Origin of the sequence: Roseibium algae (genome assembly GCF_037783265.1) — a bacterium.
GTDB classification, from domain to species: Bacteria; Pseudomonadota; Alphaproteobacteria; order Rhizobiales; family Stappiaceae; genus Roseibium; species Roseibium algae.
Genome location: NZ_JBAKIA010000002.1, coordinates 222,684 through 239,705, shown reverse-complemented (window position 1 = coordinate 239,705; position 17,022 = coordinate 222,684). Strand labels below are relative to the sequence as shown.

13 protein-coding genes are annotated in these 17,022 nt (G+C 53.1%); 12 read left to right on the top strand and 1 reads right to left on the bottom strand.

What is annotated here, in order from left to right:
- Positions 1–104 precede the first annotated feature (104 nt).
- From V6575_RS04765 to phoB, 7 genes are all read left to right on the top strand, one after another.
- Positions 105–1,106: a substrate-binding domain-containing protein gene (locus V6575_RS04765; protein WP_340273347.1), complete on the top strand. Its 1,002-nt coding sequence runs from the start codon at positions 105–107 to the stop codon at positions 1,104–1,106.
- A 427-nt stretch (positions 1,107–1,533) separates the two neighbouring features.
- Complete coding sequence (locus V6575_RS04760) at positions 1,534–2,565, top strand: substrate-binding domain-containing protein (protein WP_340273346.1); 1,032 nt, start codon at positions 1,534–1,536, stop codon at positions 2,563–2,565.
- A 69-nt stretch (positions 2,566–2,634) separates the two neighbouring features.
- Entirely contained in the window at positions 2,635–4,104 is a 1,470-nt protein-coding gene (pstC, locus tag V6575_RS04755) for a phosphate ABC transporter permease subunit PstC (protein ID WP_340272965.1), read from the top strand.
- Positions 4,101–5,438 carry a phosphate ABC transporter permease PstA gene (pstA, locus tag V6575_RS04750; protein WP_340272964.1) on the top strand — a complete coding sequence of 446 codons (1,338 nt, stop codon included), beginning with the start codon at positions 4,101–4,103 and terminating at the stop codon, positions 5,436–5,438. Before pstC ends, pstA begins: the two co-directional genes overlap by 4 nt.
- 24 nt (positions 5,439–5,462) lie before the next feature.
- Entirely contained in the window at positions 5,463–6,251 is a 789-nt protein-coding gene (pstB, locus tag V6575_RS04745; protein ID WP_422785528.1) for a phosphate ABC transporter ATP-binding protein PstB, read from the top strand.
- A 33-nt stretch (positions 6,252–6,284) separates the two neighbouring features.
- On the top strand, positions 6,285–6,995 hold the full coding sequence (gene phoU / locus V6575_RS04740; RefSeq protein WP_340272962.1) for a phosphate signaling complex protein PhoU: 711 nt from the start codon (positions 6,285–6,287) through the stop codon (positions 6,993–6,995).
- Between the two features lie 40 nt (positions 6,996–7,035).
- A complete protein-coding gene (gene phoB / locus V6575_RS04735; protein ID WP_340272961.1) occupies positions 7,036–7,731 on the top strand; it encodes a phosphate regulon transcriptional regulator PhoB in 696 nt (231 codons plus the stop codon).
- Positions 7,732–7,825: 94 nt separating this feature from the next.
- Here phoB and V6575_RS04730 read toward each other — a convergent pair whose 3' ends face one another.
- Entirely contained in the window at positions 7,826–8,389 is a 564-nt protein-coding gene (locus tag V6575_RS04730) for a GcrA family cell cycle regulator (protein ID WP_340272959.1), read from the bottom strand.
- 423 nt (positions 8,390–8,812) lie between these two features.
- Between V6575_RS04730 and V6575_RS04725 the strand changes: the two genes are divergently transcribed.
- From V6575_RS04725 to V6575_RS04705, 5 genes are all read left to right on the top strand, one after another.
- Positions 8,813–10,015, top strand: coding sequence for an aspartate aminotransferase family protein (locus V6575_RS04725; RefSeq protein ID WP_340272958.1), 1,203 nt, complete (start codon positions 8,813–8,815; stop codon positions 10,013–10,015).
- Positions 10,012–10,941 (top strand): ornithine carbamoyltransferase, encoded by a 930-nt coding sequence (gene argF, locus V6575_RS04720; protein ID WP_340272957.1) that lies wholly within the window; start codon positions 10,012–10,014, stop codon positions 10,939–10,941. Before V6575_RS04725 ends, argF begins: the two co-directional genes overlap by 4 nt.
- 13 nt (positions 10,942–10,954) lie before the next feature.
- Entirely contained in the window at positions 10,955–11,932 is a 978-nt protein-coding gene (locus tag V6575_RS04715; protein ID WP_340272956.1) for an Hsp33 family molecular chaperone, read from the top strand.
- Positions 11,933–12,123: 191 nt separating this feature from the next.
- Positions 12,124–13,518, top strand: a complete 1,395-nt coding sequence (locus V6575_RS04710; protein ID WP_340272955.1) for an efflux RND transporter periplasmic adaptor subunit — start codon at positions 12,124–12,126, stop codon at positions 13,516–13,518.
- Between the two features lie 11 nt (positions 13,519–13,529).
- Positions 13,530–16,931: an efflux RND transporter permease subunit gene (locus tag V6575_RS04705; RefSeq protein ID WP_340272954.1), complete on the top strand. Its 3,402-nt coding sequence runs from the start codon at positions 13,530–13,532 to the stop codon at positions 16,929–16,931.
- Positions 16,932–17,022 lie beyond the last annotated feature (91 nt).

Below are 17,022 nucleotides of genomic sequence, written 5' to 3'. Positions count from 1 at the left end.
GTTCACAAAACTGCAGCGATCATCCGTTACGTGTAGAACGTATTTATTAGACGGGTTTTGAATTTAGGTCGTTGTTTCTATGTGACTGGAGTGGCTAAATGTTGATGAAAATCAGGGCATGCCTGACGGTGCTGTTGTTGGTCAATATGCTTTTGATCGCCAGCGATGCCCAGGCGCGCGACCGGGTTCTGATCGTCGGCTCTTCTACTGTTTTTCCATTCTCGATGGCAGTTGCCGAGGCCTTTGGTCAAAAGAATGGCACCAAGACGCCTGTTGTTGAATCGACTGGTTCTGGTGGAGGCATCAAGCTCTTTTGCGGTGGGGCGGATGTCGGAACGCCTGATATCACCAACGCATCTCGCCGTATGAAGAAAAGCGAATTGGAACGATGCCGCAAAAATGGCGTTACCCCTGTCGAGGTCGTTGTTGGTTACGACGGTATTGTGTTGGCGAACTCCAAGGCGGGGCCACAATTTAAGCTGACGCGCGAACAAATTTTTCTGGCGCTTGCAAAGAACGTGGTTATTGACGGGAAGGTGGTTCCTAATCCATTCAAGCACTGGTCGGACATTGACGCTGACCTGCCAAAGGAAAACATCGAGGTGTTTGGCCCACCTCCGACATCCGGCACTCGAGATGCGTTTGAAGAGCTGGTTATGGATGTGGGGTGTGAGGCCGTTGGCGGCATCGAGGCATCTGCGTGTTCGGCGATCCGCGAAGATGGTGCCTACTTAGAGTCTGGTGAGAATGATGATTTGATTGTTCAGAAACTGGAAGCGAATCCAATGACTGTTGGAATCTTCGGTTTTTCATTTCTGGACCAGAACAAGGGTCAAATTCAGGGAGCAGAAATCGGGTCCGTCAAACCGACGTTCGATAACATTGCTTCTGGAGCTTATCCTGTTTGCCGCCCCCTTTATTTTTATGTCAAGAAAGAGCACATCGGCCTAGTCCCTGGGATCAAAGGTTACCTCAATGAATTCACCAACGAGGCTGCCTGGGGAGACAATGGCTACCTCGTAGAAAAGGGGTTGATTCCGTTGGCACCGGATCAGCGCCGCGAAGGCGTTGCCCTGATCAAGGACATGACACCGCTGGATTTCTGAGGCAGAGCTGTATGAGCTTTAAGCGGGACTTAATGTTCTGCCGACCGAATGTCTGCGAGTGAACCATCGCTGACAAGGGCTGATTTCCCAAAAGACAGATTTTGCGCAGGGCTTCTCTCACTCGCCAAAGCGGTTGGTGGTCGTGTCCATGAGCCTTTGCCCATGGTGCTTAATCTAGTGTCAAAAATCTCATGTTCAGCTGTGCTGTTTGTCATATTTTCTGTCATGATAAATGGCATGATTATTATTTATCTTTAATTTTCAGTCACTTAAACATTCATAAAACTGATAAGAAAGAGTCATAGAAGTCACATGCACGGCCACTAGGGTCGCGACCGTCGCTCAGGCTTCATTCAGTCCGGCGGCATTCCAAGAAACCTTGACATTCAAAAGGATTGGTCAAGTGAATTTTAAGACCCTCGTAAGCATGACCGCTCTTGCGGTTGCCGGTTCGTCCTTCGCTGGTGCCGCAATGGCACGCGATCAGATCCAGGTTGCAGGTTCATCGACGGTTCTTCCGTACGCGTCGATCGTCGCTGAGGCTTTCGGTGAAAACACCGACTTCCCGACACCTGTCGTTGAATCCGGCGGCTCTTCCGCTGGACTGAAAAAGTTCTGTACTGGTGTTGGTGAAAACACGATCGACGTTGCGAACGCTTCGCGCAAGATCAAGGACAAAGAAATCAAAGCCTGTGCTGAAGCTGGTGTCAAAGACATCATGGAAGTTCGCATCGGTTATGACGGAATCGTTTTTGCTTCCGACATCAAGGGTAACTCTTTCGAGTTCACCCCGGTTGATTGGTACAAAGCTTTGTCCAACAACATCGTTGTAGACGGTAAGATCGTTGAAAACCCGAATAAGACTTGGGCTGATGTAAACGCATCTTTCCCAGCTCAGCCTATCATGGCTTTTGTTCCGGGCACCAAACACGGCACACGTGAAGTTTTCGAAGATAAGGTTATCCTTGCTGGTTGTGAAGAAACTGGCGACTTCGATGTTTTCCTCGCTGCTGCTTCCGGTGATAGCGACAAAGCCAAGAAGAAAGCCGCTGAGAAGGCTTGTATCGGACTGCGTACCGATGGCCTGGCAGTTGACATCGACGGCGATTACACTGAAACACTGGCTCGCATCGACTCCAACAAGGACGGCATTGGCGTCTTCGGTCTGGCGTTCTACGAGAACAACACTGACAAGCTTCAGGTTGCTACGATGTCGGGTATTGTTCCGTCCACCGAGTCAATCGCCAATGGTGAGTACCCTGTTTCCCGTCCGCTGTTCTTCTACGTCAAGAAGGCACACATCGGCGTGATCCCTGGTCTTAAGGAATATGCACAGTTCTTCGTTTCCGACGAACTTGCGGGTCCTGATGGTCCTTTGGCACAGTACGGACTTGTGTCCGATCCTGAGTTGGCTGCAACTCAGGCAGCTGTTGCTAATGAAGTGACAATGGGCAACTAAGCCTTGATGTCTTGAGGGGGCGACTTTCATCGCCCCCTCACCCTTGCCCAGCTTGCCGGATATTGTCGAATGTCGCTTCCGCTGCTTTTTCTTTTTGTTCTTGCCATCGCTGCGTTAGGTTTTTTTGTCGGCCGTAGCCGGGCTTTCAAATCTGCCGATGGTGACATCAAAGTCTTGCATTCCCTGCCAGGGTATTATGGTTGGAATGCTGCTCTGATGGTTCTCCTCCCAGCCATAGCTGTTCTTATGCTTTGGCTGTCCATTCAGCCCGTTATCATCAACAACAACGTCTCTGCCATGATCTCCGAGCATGCGATTGCGGAAAGCTCCCTTGATCTGGTGATGAGTGACGTCATTCGCGTCGCCGAAGGTCTCGATATAGCGGTCGAGAAAGGGGCGATGACCGCAGGTCAGGCGTCTTCGATCAGAACCGAGCTAACAGATGTTCGGACCCGTCTCGGATCAGTTGGCGTTGCGCTTGGATCGGAAGTTTCTTCGGAGACACTTAAGGCCGCTCAGCGTTACCGTGAAATGTCTTCATTTGGCCATCTTGGCCGAACCGTGCTTGTGCTTGCTGTTGCCTTTGCTGGATTGGCGTTTGGCTATAGTCGCTCACATAAGGATTTCAGAGCACGTAATGTGGTTGAACAGGTGGTTCTCTGGATCCTGATTCTGGCAGCCTCAATCGCGGTCCTGACGACAGTGGGAATTGTGTTCTCACTCATCTTCAATACGATTGAGTTCTTCAAGCTTTATCCAGCTGCGGATTTCTTCTTCGGTCTGACCTGGAGCCCCAGCTTTGGTGGTGGGTCTGAGCTTGGCATTCTTCCACTGATGTGGGCGACGTTCTACATTTCCTTGATTGCCTTGGCGGTTGCCGTGCCAATCGGGCTGTTTGCCGCGATTTACCTGTCAGAATATGCCGGGTCCACGGTGCGCGCTTTTGCCAAGCCAATGCTGGAAGTCCTCGCCGGGATCCCGACGATTGTTTATGGTCTCTTTGCATTGATGACGGTTGGCCCGCTCCTGGTGGATGCTTTCGGTCAGGATGGCGCCTTTGGTGTTAATTGGATGCAAGGTGGAACGGCGGTCATGACTGCTGGCCTTGTGATGGGCATCATGTTGATCCCATTTGTCAGCTCCCTGTCAGACGACATCATCAACGCAGTGCCTCAGGCCATGCGCGACGGGTCTCTCGGTCTTGGGGCGACCCATTCCGAAACCATCAAGCAGGTGATCTTGCCGGCGGCGTTACCGGGGGTGGTTGGTGCGGTTCTCCTGGCAGCTTCACGAGCCATTGGCGAGACCATGATTGTTGTCTTGGGGGCAGGTGCAGCTGCACGGCTCAGCGGAAATCCATTCGAGGCGATGACAACAGTTACCGCAAAGATCGTCAGTCAGCTGACAGGTGATCAGGACTTCGCGTCTCCTGAGGCTCTTGTCGCTTTTGCGCTTGGCATGACGCTCTTTGTCATAACCTTGTGCCTTAACATTTTCGCCCTCTACATCGTGCGCAAGTACCGGGAACAGTACGAATGACCGATACCACCGTAAACTCGAAGGCTGCGGCCCGGGTGAACAAGAAGTCGCTCCTGGAAGTCGATACACTGACGCGACGGCGTAACTCATCCGAAACACGTTTTAAATGCTATGGCATTGTTGCCATCTTGATCGGTCTCTTTTTCTTGGCTGCATTGCTTTTCGCAATCTTCTCGAACGGGACCAGTGCCTTTACCCAGACTTTCATCTCGTTGGATGTGACTTTGGACAAGGCAAAGATCGAAAAGGCTGAAGCATCAATTGTGAAGACGTCCAAATATCGGGCCATGATCGCAGGTTCCCTGCGAGAAAAACTGGAAGAAAAGGGCGTTAAAACAGATATGAAGGACAAGGATCTCTTGAAGATCATGTCCTCAGGTGCCCCAGCTACAGTTCGTGAATTTGTCTTGGCAAATCCGGACAAGATCGGCTCGACAGCTCAATTCAATCTAGTGGCGTCTTCTCGTGTCGATGGCTATATGAAAGGCCGGGTAACGCGCGAAGATCTGGTCAACGACAAGAACCTGAATGCCGTGCATCTCGACATTGTCGACAAGTTGCGGGAAACGGCAACTGTGGTGAAGCGCTTCAATTGGCAATTCATCTTGGGTGCAGATGCATCGGACTCACGTCCTGAACAGGCTGGTATCGGGGTCGCAATGATCGGCTCCTTCTACATGATGCTGGTAGTCTTGCTCTTGGCTCTACCGATTGGCGTCGCAGCCTCCATCTACCTGGAAGAATTTGCTCCCAAAAACCGGATCACTGATCTGATTGAGGTGAACATCTCGAACTTGGCTGCTGTTCCATCCATCGTATTTGGTATTCTGGGTCTTGCGGCGTTCATTCAGTTCGCTCACTTGCCTCAGTCGGCGCCTCTCGTCGGTGGACTGGTCCTCACCTTGATGACACTTCCGACCATCATCATTTCGACGCGTGCATCTCTGAAATCAGTGCCGCCGAGTATTCGAAGTGCGGCGCTTGGAATTGGGGCATCCAAGATGCAGTCGGTCTTCCACCATGTTCTGCCACTTGCAATGCCAGGTATCCTCACAGGGACGATCATTGGACTTGCACAGGCCCTGGGTGAAACAGCTCCACTTCTTCTCATCGGGATGGTTGGCTTTATTGCCTCCGAATTCCCTGATGGGGTTGTGTCTGGATTTTTGTCGCCGAACTCTGCAATGCCTGCCCAGATTTACGAGTGGGCAAAGCGTGCGGATCCGGCTTTCTATGAACGGGCCTGGGGTGGGATCATCATCCTGCTTCTGTTCCTCATGACAATGAATGTTGTCGCGATCATCCTGCGTCGCAGGTTTGAGCGCCGCTGGTAAGGAATGAGCGTCACCATGAGTGAGATGCCTAGAGATATAGAGACCGCCGAGATGACTGAAACGAAAATTTCTGCCAGTAAAGTGCAGGTTTATTACGGTGATACCCACGCAATCAAGGATGTCAGCGTTGACATCGAGGCACGTGCAGTTACGGCGTTTATCGGTCCGTCCGGTTGCGGTAAATCCACGTTCCTGCGTTGCCTGAACCGGATGAACGATACAATTGATATTTGCCGCGTTGAAGGCGACATCAAGATTGATGATGAGGATATTTATGATCCGAAAGTCGATCCGGTGCAGTTGCGCGCCAAGGTTGGAATGGTGTTTCAGAAGCCGAACCCTTTCCCAAAATCAATTTATGACAATGTTGCTTATGGGCCGCGGATCCATGGTCTGACACGCAAAAAGTCTGAGCTCGACGAAGTCGTTGCATCCAGCTTGCAGAAAGCTGGTCTTTGGAACGAAGTGAAAGATCGTCTGGATGGACCGGGAACGGGGCTGTCAGGTGGCCAGCAGCAACGCCTGTGCATTGCGCGTGCCATTGCGGTAAGCCCGGAAGTCATTCTGATGGATGAACCGTGCTCGGCACTTGATCCGATTGCCACTGCAAAGGTGGAAGAGCTGATCGATGAACTGCGGGCGAATTTTACGATTGTTATCGTGACCCATTCGATGCAGCAGGCGGCTCGTGTGTCTCAACAGACAGCTTTCTTCCATATGGGAAATCTGGTTGAAGTGGGCGCGACGCAGGATATTTTCACCAACCCGCAAGACAAGCGCACCCAGGATTACATCACGGGCCGCTTCGGCTGATTTTGTTGACACGGGTATGGAAAGGGAACTGAGATGACCGAACATACGGTATCTGCATATGGCGAAGAACTTACCACTATTGCTGGTCTGATCGCCGAAATGGGTGGCCTGGCCGAGGATATTGTCAGCAACGCGGTTTCTGCTTTGATGAGGCAGGATCTGGAGCTTGCCCAGGAAACCATCTTGAAGGATGCCAGGCTGGATGAGCTTCTGCTTGATATCGAAATGCGCAATGTTCAGGTGATCGCACGACGTCAGCCGATGGGCCAGGACCTTCGTGAGATCATGGCTGCTGGCCGTATTGCAAACGATCTGGAACGGGTCGGCGACATGGCGAAAAATGTTGCCAAGCGTGTGATTGCGATGGATGCAGGTCTTAAGTCCAAAACACTGTCAATCGGTGTTGAGCACATGACAGAGCTGGCTTTGTCTCAGCTCAAAAACGTGCTGGATGCCTATACCCGCCGGAATGCTGAAGAAGCTCGTCTTGTACGGGACCGGGATAGCGAAGTTGATGCGATCTACACCTCGTTGTTCAGGGAGTTGCTGACCTACATGATGGAAGATCCGCGCAATATCACTCAGTGCGCTCATCTTCTGTTTTGCGCGAAGAACATCGAGCGCATCGGCGATCATGCCACCAACATCGCAGAGAATGTTTTCTACATGGTCACAGGTGACCGCCTGACCGAAGATCGTCCACGCATGGACGAAACGGGTGTCATGGACAAAGAAGACGCCTGATATCAGTACGTCAGGCGGGAATGGTTCGGAGTAAACTGGAATGCCTAAGGTACTCATCGTTGAAGACGAGGAGCCGCTCAGCCTGTTGCTGAGATACAATTTGGAAGCAGAAGGCTACACAGTCGATTCCTGCATGCGCGGAGACGACGCTGAAGTTCGTCTCCGTGAAAGTGTACCTGACTTGTTGCTACTTGATTGGATGCTGCCGGGCATTTCCGGCATTGAGCTATGTCGGCGCCTGAGAATGCGCGAAGAGACTGAACGCTTGCCGGTGATCATGCTGACTGCTCGCGGCGAGGAAGCCGAGCGTATTCGTGGCTTGTCTACGGGGGCAGATGACTATGTGGTCAAGCCATTCTCCGTGCCGGAACTGATGGCGCGGGTCCGGGCCATCTTGCGCCGGGCAAATCCTGAAGTTGTATCTTCGATGCTGCGTTCTGGTGATATTGAGCTGGATCGGGAAACTCACCGTGTGCGGCGCAGCACCAAGGAAATCCATCTGGGGCCAACGGAGTTTCGGCTTCTGGAATTCCTAATGACGTCGCCTGGGCGCGTGTTCTCTCGTGAACAGCTTCTTGATGGGGTCTGGGGCCACGATGTCTATGTGGATGAACGGACCGTTGATGTTCATGTCGGGCGTTTGCGCAAGGCGTTGAACCGTGGCAAGGCGAAAGACCCAATCCGCACTGTGCGCGGTGCTGGTTATGCCTTCAACGATCAGTTCGCCCTTGCCTGAGGCCTGAACCTCAGTATCTTGCTATTGCCAAATAAAAAGCCCGCCGAATTCGGCGGGCTTTTTTAATCTCTGATCGCCTTAAAACTGCAAAGCTCTAGGAAGCGCGTGCAGCAGCAATTGGGGCGGAAACAGCCAACGGCTTATTGTTATTATTGCGTCGCCGATCACTCACAGGTTGATAAGCAATTTTGCAATGATGGGCGCAATAAGGAACGTTTGCATCTGAAACCCGACCGCAGAAATAGAAATCGTCGGTGCTCGGATCTCCGATTGGCCATTTGCAAGTCCGTTCTGTCAACGACAGTATCGTTGCACGTTCTGACATCGGTACCAGCTCAGCAATAAGCTCGATTTCCGGCTCTGGCTTTGCAACAGGAGCAGGTGCACTTTCCATCTTCAAGGCAGTTGCACCCTGAGACTGTGGTTGCGGTGTACCTGTTCTTCCTGGTGATGCAGGTGCAGCCGAGCCCGCGCGTGGCCGACGCGGCTTGGATGCAGGCGATGGTGCCTTTGCACGGCCCGAAAGCCCAAGGCGATGAACTTTTCCGATAACTGCATTGCGTGTCACGCCGCCGAGTTCGCCCGCAATCTGACTTGCGCTATGGCCTTCGGCCCAGAGCTTTGACAAAAGCTCCACGCGTTCATTCGTCCAACTCATTTTGCCGCACCCCGTATGTTCAGTGGCGAAAAACCACGAAGCATTAACCAAGTGTTAAGGCACACTCATGCGTGCCAGTAGTGGCATATTTAGTGCCATAAAGTGATTTGCTACACGACATGTCGTGCTTTACTCATCGGACATTACAATATCGGTGAAAGTTGAGGCAAGGTTTCGGGGGGATTCAGATGGGGATGAACCAGCTTTTCCCCAGAATAGCCAATTTGCCTATGTGCGAATGCAATTGGCTGAAACCTGCCAATTGCATTGACAGCGAGCCGGGGAACAGGTGTATAAGCTTTTATGACATGCGCGTGCCGCCTTTTCCGGGCGGCATGTTTCGTTTTAGGGCCTTTATTGGTCAGGTTCCGGAATAAACAGCGCATGGCATAAAGGTTTTTCTCTCCACGGGAGTTTAAGGAAATGTCGGCGTCTGCGCTGTTTGGAACTTACGCAAGATCGGGCCTGGAATTCGATCATGGTGAAGGTGTCTGGCTGGTAGCGAGTGATGGCCGACGATTTCTGGACTGCGGATCCGGGATTGCCGTCAACGCGCTTGGGCATAGTCATCCGCATCTGGTCGAGGCGCTGAAGGCTCAGGCTGAAAAGCTTTGGCACACGTCCAATCTGCACAGTCCTCCGGGGGGAAACCGTCTCGGAAGTCGCCTGGCTGAGGCAACGTTTGCGGATCGTGTGTTCTTTACAAACTCTGGGGCTGAGGCGATGGAAGCTGCGATCAAAACCGCGCGCCGCTATCAGTATGACAAGGGACACCCTGATCGATATCACATCGTGACCTTTGAAGGTGCTTTCCATGGGCGGACCATCGCGACAATCGCAGCTGGTGGTCAGGCAAAGTATATGGAGGGTTTTGGCCCAAAGGCTCCTGGTTTTGACCAGGTTCCAGCTGGTGATCTGGAGGCCTTAAAAGAGATCGTTGGTCCGCAAACAGCAGCCATTGCAATTGAACCAATCCAAGGTGAAGGCGGCATCCGCGAGATCCCAACTGAGTTTTTACGTCAGCTTCGTAAGCTCTGCGACGATGAAGGCATCTTGCTGATCTTTGACGAAATCCAAACGGGTGTTGGTCGGACAGGTAAGTTGTTTGCGCATGAATGGTCCGGTGTGATGCCGGACATCATGGCGGTTGCCAAGGGCATCGGCGGCGGTTTCCCAATGGGTGCGTGTCTCGCAACGGAAGAGGCCTCGTCGGGCATGGTGCCTGGAACGCACGGCACGACCTTCGGCGGTAATCCTCTTGCGATGGCTGTCGGCAATGCAGTGCTTGATGTGATCCTGGCCGATGAATTCCTGGATACGGTGAAGTCGAAGGGTCTCAACTTCAAGCAGAAGCTGGCCGGTCTCGTCGATGGGCATCCTGATGTCCTGGAGGAAGTGCGCGGTTCTGGTTTGATGCTCGGTCTGAAGTGCGTTGTACCCGCTGGAGATTTCGTCGCAATGGCACGCGAACAAGGGCTTCTGGCGATCCCCGCTGGCGATAATGTGGTGCGGATCATGCCTCCGCTGACGATCTCGGATGAAGAGATTGCAGAGGCTGTTAAGCGGCTCGAGGCCGCTGCCACGTCACTTGAACAAACATTGAAACTTGAAGGGGCGGCAGAATGACCAGCACCGGTATGTCGCGGAATTTTCTGGATCTGACCGAATTTGGCGGAGACGAACTGCGCCACATTCTAGACGTCAGCAAGCGTCTTAAAAAAGACCGCAATGGTATTCGTCGGGGCGAGGGGCCTTTGGCGGGTAAAGTCCTGGCGATGATTTTTGAGCAGCCATCGACCCGTACACGTATTTCCTTTGACGTTGGCATGCGCGAGCTTGGCGGCGAAACCTTGATGCTCACGGGTGCAGAAATGCAGCTCGGGCGGGGCGAGACAATCGCGGACACAGCCAAGGTTCTGTCGCGATTTGTTGATGCGGTTATGATCCGGATCCTGAGTCATGACGATCTGACAGAACTTGCGGCCAATGCGACCATTCCTGTTATCAATGGTTTGACCAAAGTGTCTCATCCTTGTCAGATCATGGCAGATCTTTTGACGTTTGAAGAGCATCGTGGCTCAATCAAAGGCAAGTCGATTGCCTGGAGCGGCGACAGCAACAATGTGCTGGCGTCCTGGGTGCATGCGGCTCCGCGCCTCGACTTTGAACTGCGCATTGCAACACCTTCGGAATTGGCCCCGCCAACCGATCTGATTGAGAAGGCGCGCGCAGAAGGGGCGTCGATCGTTGTGACTGACGATCCATTTGAAGCGGTCAAAGGCACCGATTGTGTGGTGACAGATTGTTGGGTTTCCATGGGCGACGACGATGACACAACGCGGCACAATCTGCTTGGTGCCTATCAGGTCAACCAGCGTTTGATGTCGGAAGCCAATGACAAGGCACTCTTCATGCATTGTTTGCCCGCGCACCGCGGCGAAGAAGTGAGCACTGAAGTTATGGATGGTCCGAACTCAGTGGTTTTTGACGGCGCAGAAAATCGTCTACACGCACAAAAGGGCATTCTTGCCTGGTGTTTTGACGCTGTGTGAAAGGCGTAAGAACTTGGCATTAGATCTTGAGGAATTCGGCGTAACCCCTGCCGGGCAGGATGCGGTGCGCCCGTTTGCTGTCGAAGGGCTGGATGTTCGTGGCCGCGCGGTGACGCTTGGACCCGTCGTCGACGCCATTTTGGAACGTCATGGATATCCTGAGCCGGTCTCACGCCTTCTTGCAGAAGCGATTGTTCTGACAAGTCTGCTCGGCACCTCCCTGAAGTTTGAAGGCAGGTTTACCCTGCAGACACAGACGGATGGTCCGGTGTCGATGCTTGTGGTTGATTTCGTTTCGCCAGATGCAATTCGCGCTTATGCAAGCTTTGATGAGGCCAAGGTTGATGTCTTGGTCGAAGCCGGGCATGCCCGTCCCGAAGAGCTTCTTGGCCGGGGGCATCTGGCCATGACGATTGATCAGGGCAAGCACATGCAGCGCTACCAGGGGCTGGTTGAACTTGACGGCATATCGCTTGAAGAGGTGGCGCGGCGCTATTTTGCCAGATCCGAGCAGATCCCGACTGAAGTTCGCCTCGCTGTTGGCGAGCTTTTCACTCGCACTGACGGCAGTGCCCCAAACCACCGTTGGACGGCAGGCGGCATCATGGTGCAGTTTCTGCCAGAGGCCCCTGAGCGTATGCGACAGGCTGATCTTGACCCTGGTGATGCGCCCAAGGGCGCTAGGCCCCATGAGTTTGATATTGACGATGCATGGGTTGAAGCCCGTGCACTTGTCGAAACAGTCAAGGATGTGGAGCTTACGGATCCTGAAATTACCGTCGAGCAGCTTTTGTTCCGCTTGTTCCATGAACGTGGCGTGAGGCTCTTTGATCCTCAAGGGATCTCTGACAAATGTCGTTGCTCCCGGGATCGGGTTGCTGGGATTATGTCGAACTTCAGCGCGGAAGAAGTCGAGCAGATGAAGGTCGACGACAAGATTGTCGTGAAATGCGAGTTTTGCAGCGCAATCTACGAATTCGACGCGACTTGAGGTGCCGCATCTTGGGTAAGCTTTTGTTTCCATGTGTATCTAGGCTTCATCTTGCGACGGTTCGTTACAAATACCTACTTGCCAACGGCGCATAACCGTTGAATATCAGACTATGGTATATTGTGCGGTGCAAGGTGAGCCAGCAGGCTCCGTGAACCGTAGATGATACGTGTTTGATTTGAGGGAACTCTATGTTGCAGTCCGTTGAACCTACCGACAGCGAGAACAAGGCGCCCGTGGATTATGGAGAGCTGCCTGCTCAAAAAACTGCTGTTGGTCGCGCCAGATTGGTGGCAAAGGCAATTCTTCAGGCTGTTCTGGCTCTCGTTGTGCTGTTTGTGGCCTTCAAGGGTATGGATTATTTGGTAAATACAAAGCCAGAGGTCCCCAAGCGCCCAATTACCGAGAAGTCTTACGCGGTTGAAACTGAGGCTGTGGCGCAGAAGGACTATACGCCGCTTATCAATGTTTACGGTGAGGTCACAGCTGGCCGCCAAGTGGACTTGCGTTCACTCGTTGCCGGAGAAGTTGTCTCCGTAAGTGATCAGCTCAAGGCAGGTGGGATTGTCTCAAAGGGAGACGTGCTCGTCTCCATTGATCGGTTTGAATATGAAGGCGCGCTGACAGAAGCTGAGGCAAACTTGGCTGAAGCGAAGGCCGGTTTGATTGAAAATCGCGGCCGCGTCGAGTTGGAAAAGGCCAATGTTGTCCGCGCACGTGAGCAGTTGGAATTCGCTCAAAAGGATCTTGAGCGTGCACAGGACTTGCTGAAGCGGGGCTCTGTCACGGAACGGACGGCTGATGACCGCAAATTGCTCGTTTCGCAACGCCAGCAGATCATGGAGCAGCGGCTCAACGCACTTGCGCTTGAACAGGCGAACGTCGAGCAACAAGAGGCCGTGATTGAACGCTTGAATTGGCGTTTGGAAGATGCTCGCCGCAAGCTCGCTAATACAGTTTTGAAAGCGCCCTTCGATGCAGTCGTGCGCACAGAAGGCGCTCAGATTGGACGTCTCACAAATGCCAACGACGTTGTGGCTTCCATTTATAGTCGGGATGAGCTCGAAGTTCGCTTCACGCTGTCAGACAATCAGTACGGCCGTCTTGTTGCGGAAAATGGAACTGTGGTCGGACGACCCGTCGAAGTCATGTGGTATTTGGGCAATCAGCCACTGACATATATGGCTGTGGTTGACCGGGTGGGGGCTGATGTTGCTAGCAGTCGCGGCGGGGTTGATGTCTTTGCCCGGATTTCCGTAACACCAGAAAAAACGCCTCTAAGGCCGGGTGCGTTTGTTGAAGTAAGTGTTCCTGATAAGACTTATTCGGGCAGCTTTAGAATCCCTGAAACAGCGTTTTATGGGGATGGGTTGGTCTATGTTGTCGACAGCGAGAGTCGGCTCGCCGAACGCCAGGTCAAGCCACTTGCCTTTGATAATGGCTACATTATCGTCCAGGGCGACCTGAAGGATGGTGAGACCATATTGGCGACCCGAATCCCAGAAGCTGGAACCGGGCTTCTTGTTCGTCCGGTCGGAGGCGATGCGAAAGCTGCTGCTGCCCCACCTGCTTCTGCAAGCAATTAGGGGAACTGGATATGCCACTCAGAGCAGAGCCCCTAGGTTTCCTGCAAACCGTCGTTCGCCATCCCAATGCTGCCAATTTGATCATGGTTGTCATGATCCTGTTTGGCGCTTTTGGTCTGTCGAAATTGAACACGCAATTCTTTCCCACTGTCAAAACAGATCGCGTTACTGTGTCAATCAACTGGCCAGGTGCCAGTGCTGAGGATGTGACCTCCAATATTCTGGAAGTCATCGAACCGGAACTTCGCTTTATCGACGGTCTGGATGAGATCGTTTCTTATGGTCGCGAAGGTGCGGCGACTGCGATGCTCGAGTTTGTTGATGGCTCTGATATGCAAACCGCATTGTCCGATGTTGAGAAGGCTGTTGCGAATGTGACAACCTTGCCGGAGGATTCAGAAACCCCTGTCATTACAGCCTCAACCTTTACCGACAGCGTGGCGACGCTGGCGATTCGCGGACCATTCTCCGAACAGGCACTGAAAGTTTTCGCCAGACAAATTCGGGATGATTTGCTGGAGCGTGGCATCGACAAGGTTAGCTTGGGCGGGTTTCGTGCACCTGAGTTCGTTGTCGAAATTCCGGAACGAGAGCTAAGGCGTCTTGATCTGACCGTTGCGAAAGTGGCCGGGCTGGTTTCCGACAACACGGTGAATGTTCCTGCAGGCAACCTTGACGGTACTGTTGAGCGGCAGATCCGCGCTATGGTTGAGACGAAAACGCCGGAGAGCATCGGGCGGATTGAGGTTCAGTCTTTGGCGTCTGGTGAAAAAACCACGATTGCTGACATCGGGCGTGTCTATCGTGATTTCGATGATGGCGCTTTACAGGGCTTCTCTGATGGCACCAGAGCCATTGAGATTGAAGTTCAGCGTGTGGAAACAACCGATACCTTGAAGGCTGCCGCCATTCTTGATGATTATCTCAAGGAAATTCGGCTGCAGTTGCCACCTACGCTGGAAATTCTGAAGTATGACGTTAGGGCCGATGCGGTGAAAGGCCGTATTGCACTCCTTTTGGAAAATGGATTGTCGGGTCTTATTTTGGTTGTTGGGATACTGTTCTTGTTTCTCAACGCTCGTATCGCGCTTTGGGTTGCACTAGGAATCCCGGTTGCAATGATGGCGACGCTTGGCATCATGTGGATGGCGGGTGAGAGCATCAACATGATCTCCATGTTTGCTTTGATCATGATGTTGGGCGTGATCGTTGATGATGCTATTGTGGTGGGCGAGCATACAGCCACGCGTCTTGCGCTTGGAGATACGCCAGAAGAGGCCGCGATAAATGGTGCCAACACCATGTTCGCGCCGGTTATTGCCGCTGGTGCAACAACTGTTGCGGCCTTCCTGCCGATCTTGCTCATCAGCGATGTCTTGGGCCAGATCATGGGAACGCTGCCGATTGTGGTGATTGCCGTTGTCATCGCATCCTTGATCGAATGTTTCTTCATCCTTCCCGGTCATCTAGCGCATTCCCTGGGAAGTCGTTCGGGCTGGACCTGGTGGCGCGTGATAATCCTCGCCGGTGCGCCAGCGTTGTTTCTGTCAGGACTTGCAAGTCGCCCGGATCTTTCGGTTCCACCCTATCTTGATGCCTTCGCTGTACCTCTTCGTTCAATGCGCGAAGCGCTTGGCACCATTGGCTTCGAGAGTGTTCTCATTCTCCTTTGTTTCGCTGCCGCTGTGCTTGTCGAGGCTCTGTTGCAGCAGCTTCGCAGGCGCAAGCATAATAGAAACTCTGACGGAAAACCTGGTTGGTTCCGGCAGAACTTCGATGCCGGTTTTGACTGGGTGCGTGATTACCCGTTCCACAGCGTGATCAGGCTTGCCGTGAATTGGCGCTATGTCACACTTGCTCTTGCTGTGGCTTGTTTGATACTGACAGCAGGCCTCTTGCGCGGTGGCCGTGTTGGATTCACCTTCTTTCCGTCCCCAGAGGCGGAAAATCTGTCTGCGTCGATTTTCTTCCATGCTGGAATTCCCGAAGCCGATGCCATCGCGGCTGTTGACCGCATCGAGGCTGCCCTTAGGCAAGCTGAGGCTGAGATCTTTGAGAGAACGGGAGAAGATCTGGTATTGGCGAGCTATGTCACACTGGGACAGAGCGGCAACAACCGTGGAGACAATGTTGCCAGCATCAATGTGCAATTGACCCCTTCAGAAGAGCGAACCGTTCGCACACCTGAAATCGTTCGCGCATGGAGAAAAGCTGTTCCGGAAATTCCGGGCACTTCACGTGTGGCTATCGCAGAGCGACGCGGTGGCCCTCCGGGCCGAGATCTGGACATCCGCTTGTCTGGAGCATCGCTGCAGGAATTGAAGTTTGCAGCGCTTGAATTGCAGGAAGAGTTGTCGGGATATCCGGGCACTAGCGGCGTGACCGACGACTTGCCCTATGGAAAGCCAGAGCTTTTGATGGAGCTGACCCCACGTGGCCGTGCGCTTGGGTTCACAGTAGAAAGCGCAGCGCGCCAGATTCGCAATGCATTTCAAGGCATGATTGCCCGACGGTTTGCCGAAGGCGATGAAGAGGTGACACTCCGCGTCCGCCAGGACCTGGCTACCGGCGGCAGTGAGACCTTACGGCGCTTGTCCCTACGCACTGATGCCGGCGAGTTCGTACCTTTGACTGAGGTCGTAAAGCTGACGGATGCACAGGGCTTTTCTGTCATTTTGCGCCGCGACGGGAAAACGGTTGTGACCGTGGTCGCCGATGTTGATGCTAAAGTGACCTCGAACAATGAGATCGTTCAGGAATTGAGCAAAAAATTCTTGCCCAATCTGGCTGATAAATACGGGCTGACTTATTCCTTCGCGGGCAAGGCCGAGGAGCAGTCGACCGCATTTAACGATCTCATGACGGGCGTGGCGATGGCCGTTGTTGCAATTTACATCATTTTGGCTGCGATCTTTGCCAGTTATTCGCGCCCGATTGTTGTGATGTCGATCATTCCATTCGGGATCGTTGGTGCGATCACGGGGCACTATCTGATGGGCTTCAGCGTGACCATCTTGAGTCTGATCGGGCTGCTTGGGTTGGCGGGAATTCTGGTCAATAACTCGATCATTCTGGTGGCTCGCTTTGAAGAAAGGCGTGCAACGGGGGAGGACCTGACAGAGGCCGCGATCCGATCCAGCTGTGATCGCCTGCGCGCGGTGTTTCTGACGTCTCTTACAACGGTCGGTGGGCTTTTACCGTTGATGTTCGAGACCAGTCTTCAGGCCCAGTTCCTGCTGCCAATGGCGATTACCATTGTCTTCGGTCTGGCGACCGCGACCGTTCTTGTGCTGGTTTTGGTGCCCTCGCTCTTGAAGGTCGGTGACGATATTTCCAGTCTGATACTGCAGCGCAAGGCGCATAATGACGGCGGTCCAGATACCCATTCCACCGCGATCACGCCTGCAGAATAAAACCAATTATTCTCGTCTTATCTCAACGGCTCTCGGCACTTAGGTGACGAGGGCCGTTCTCGTTGATTTAAAATTTACCTGTATCTGCGAA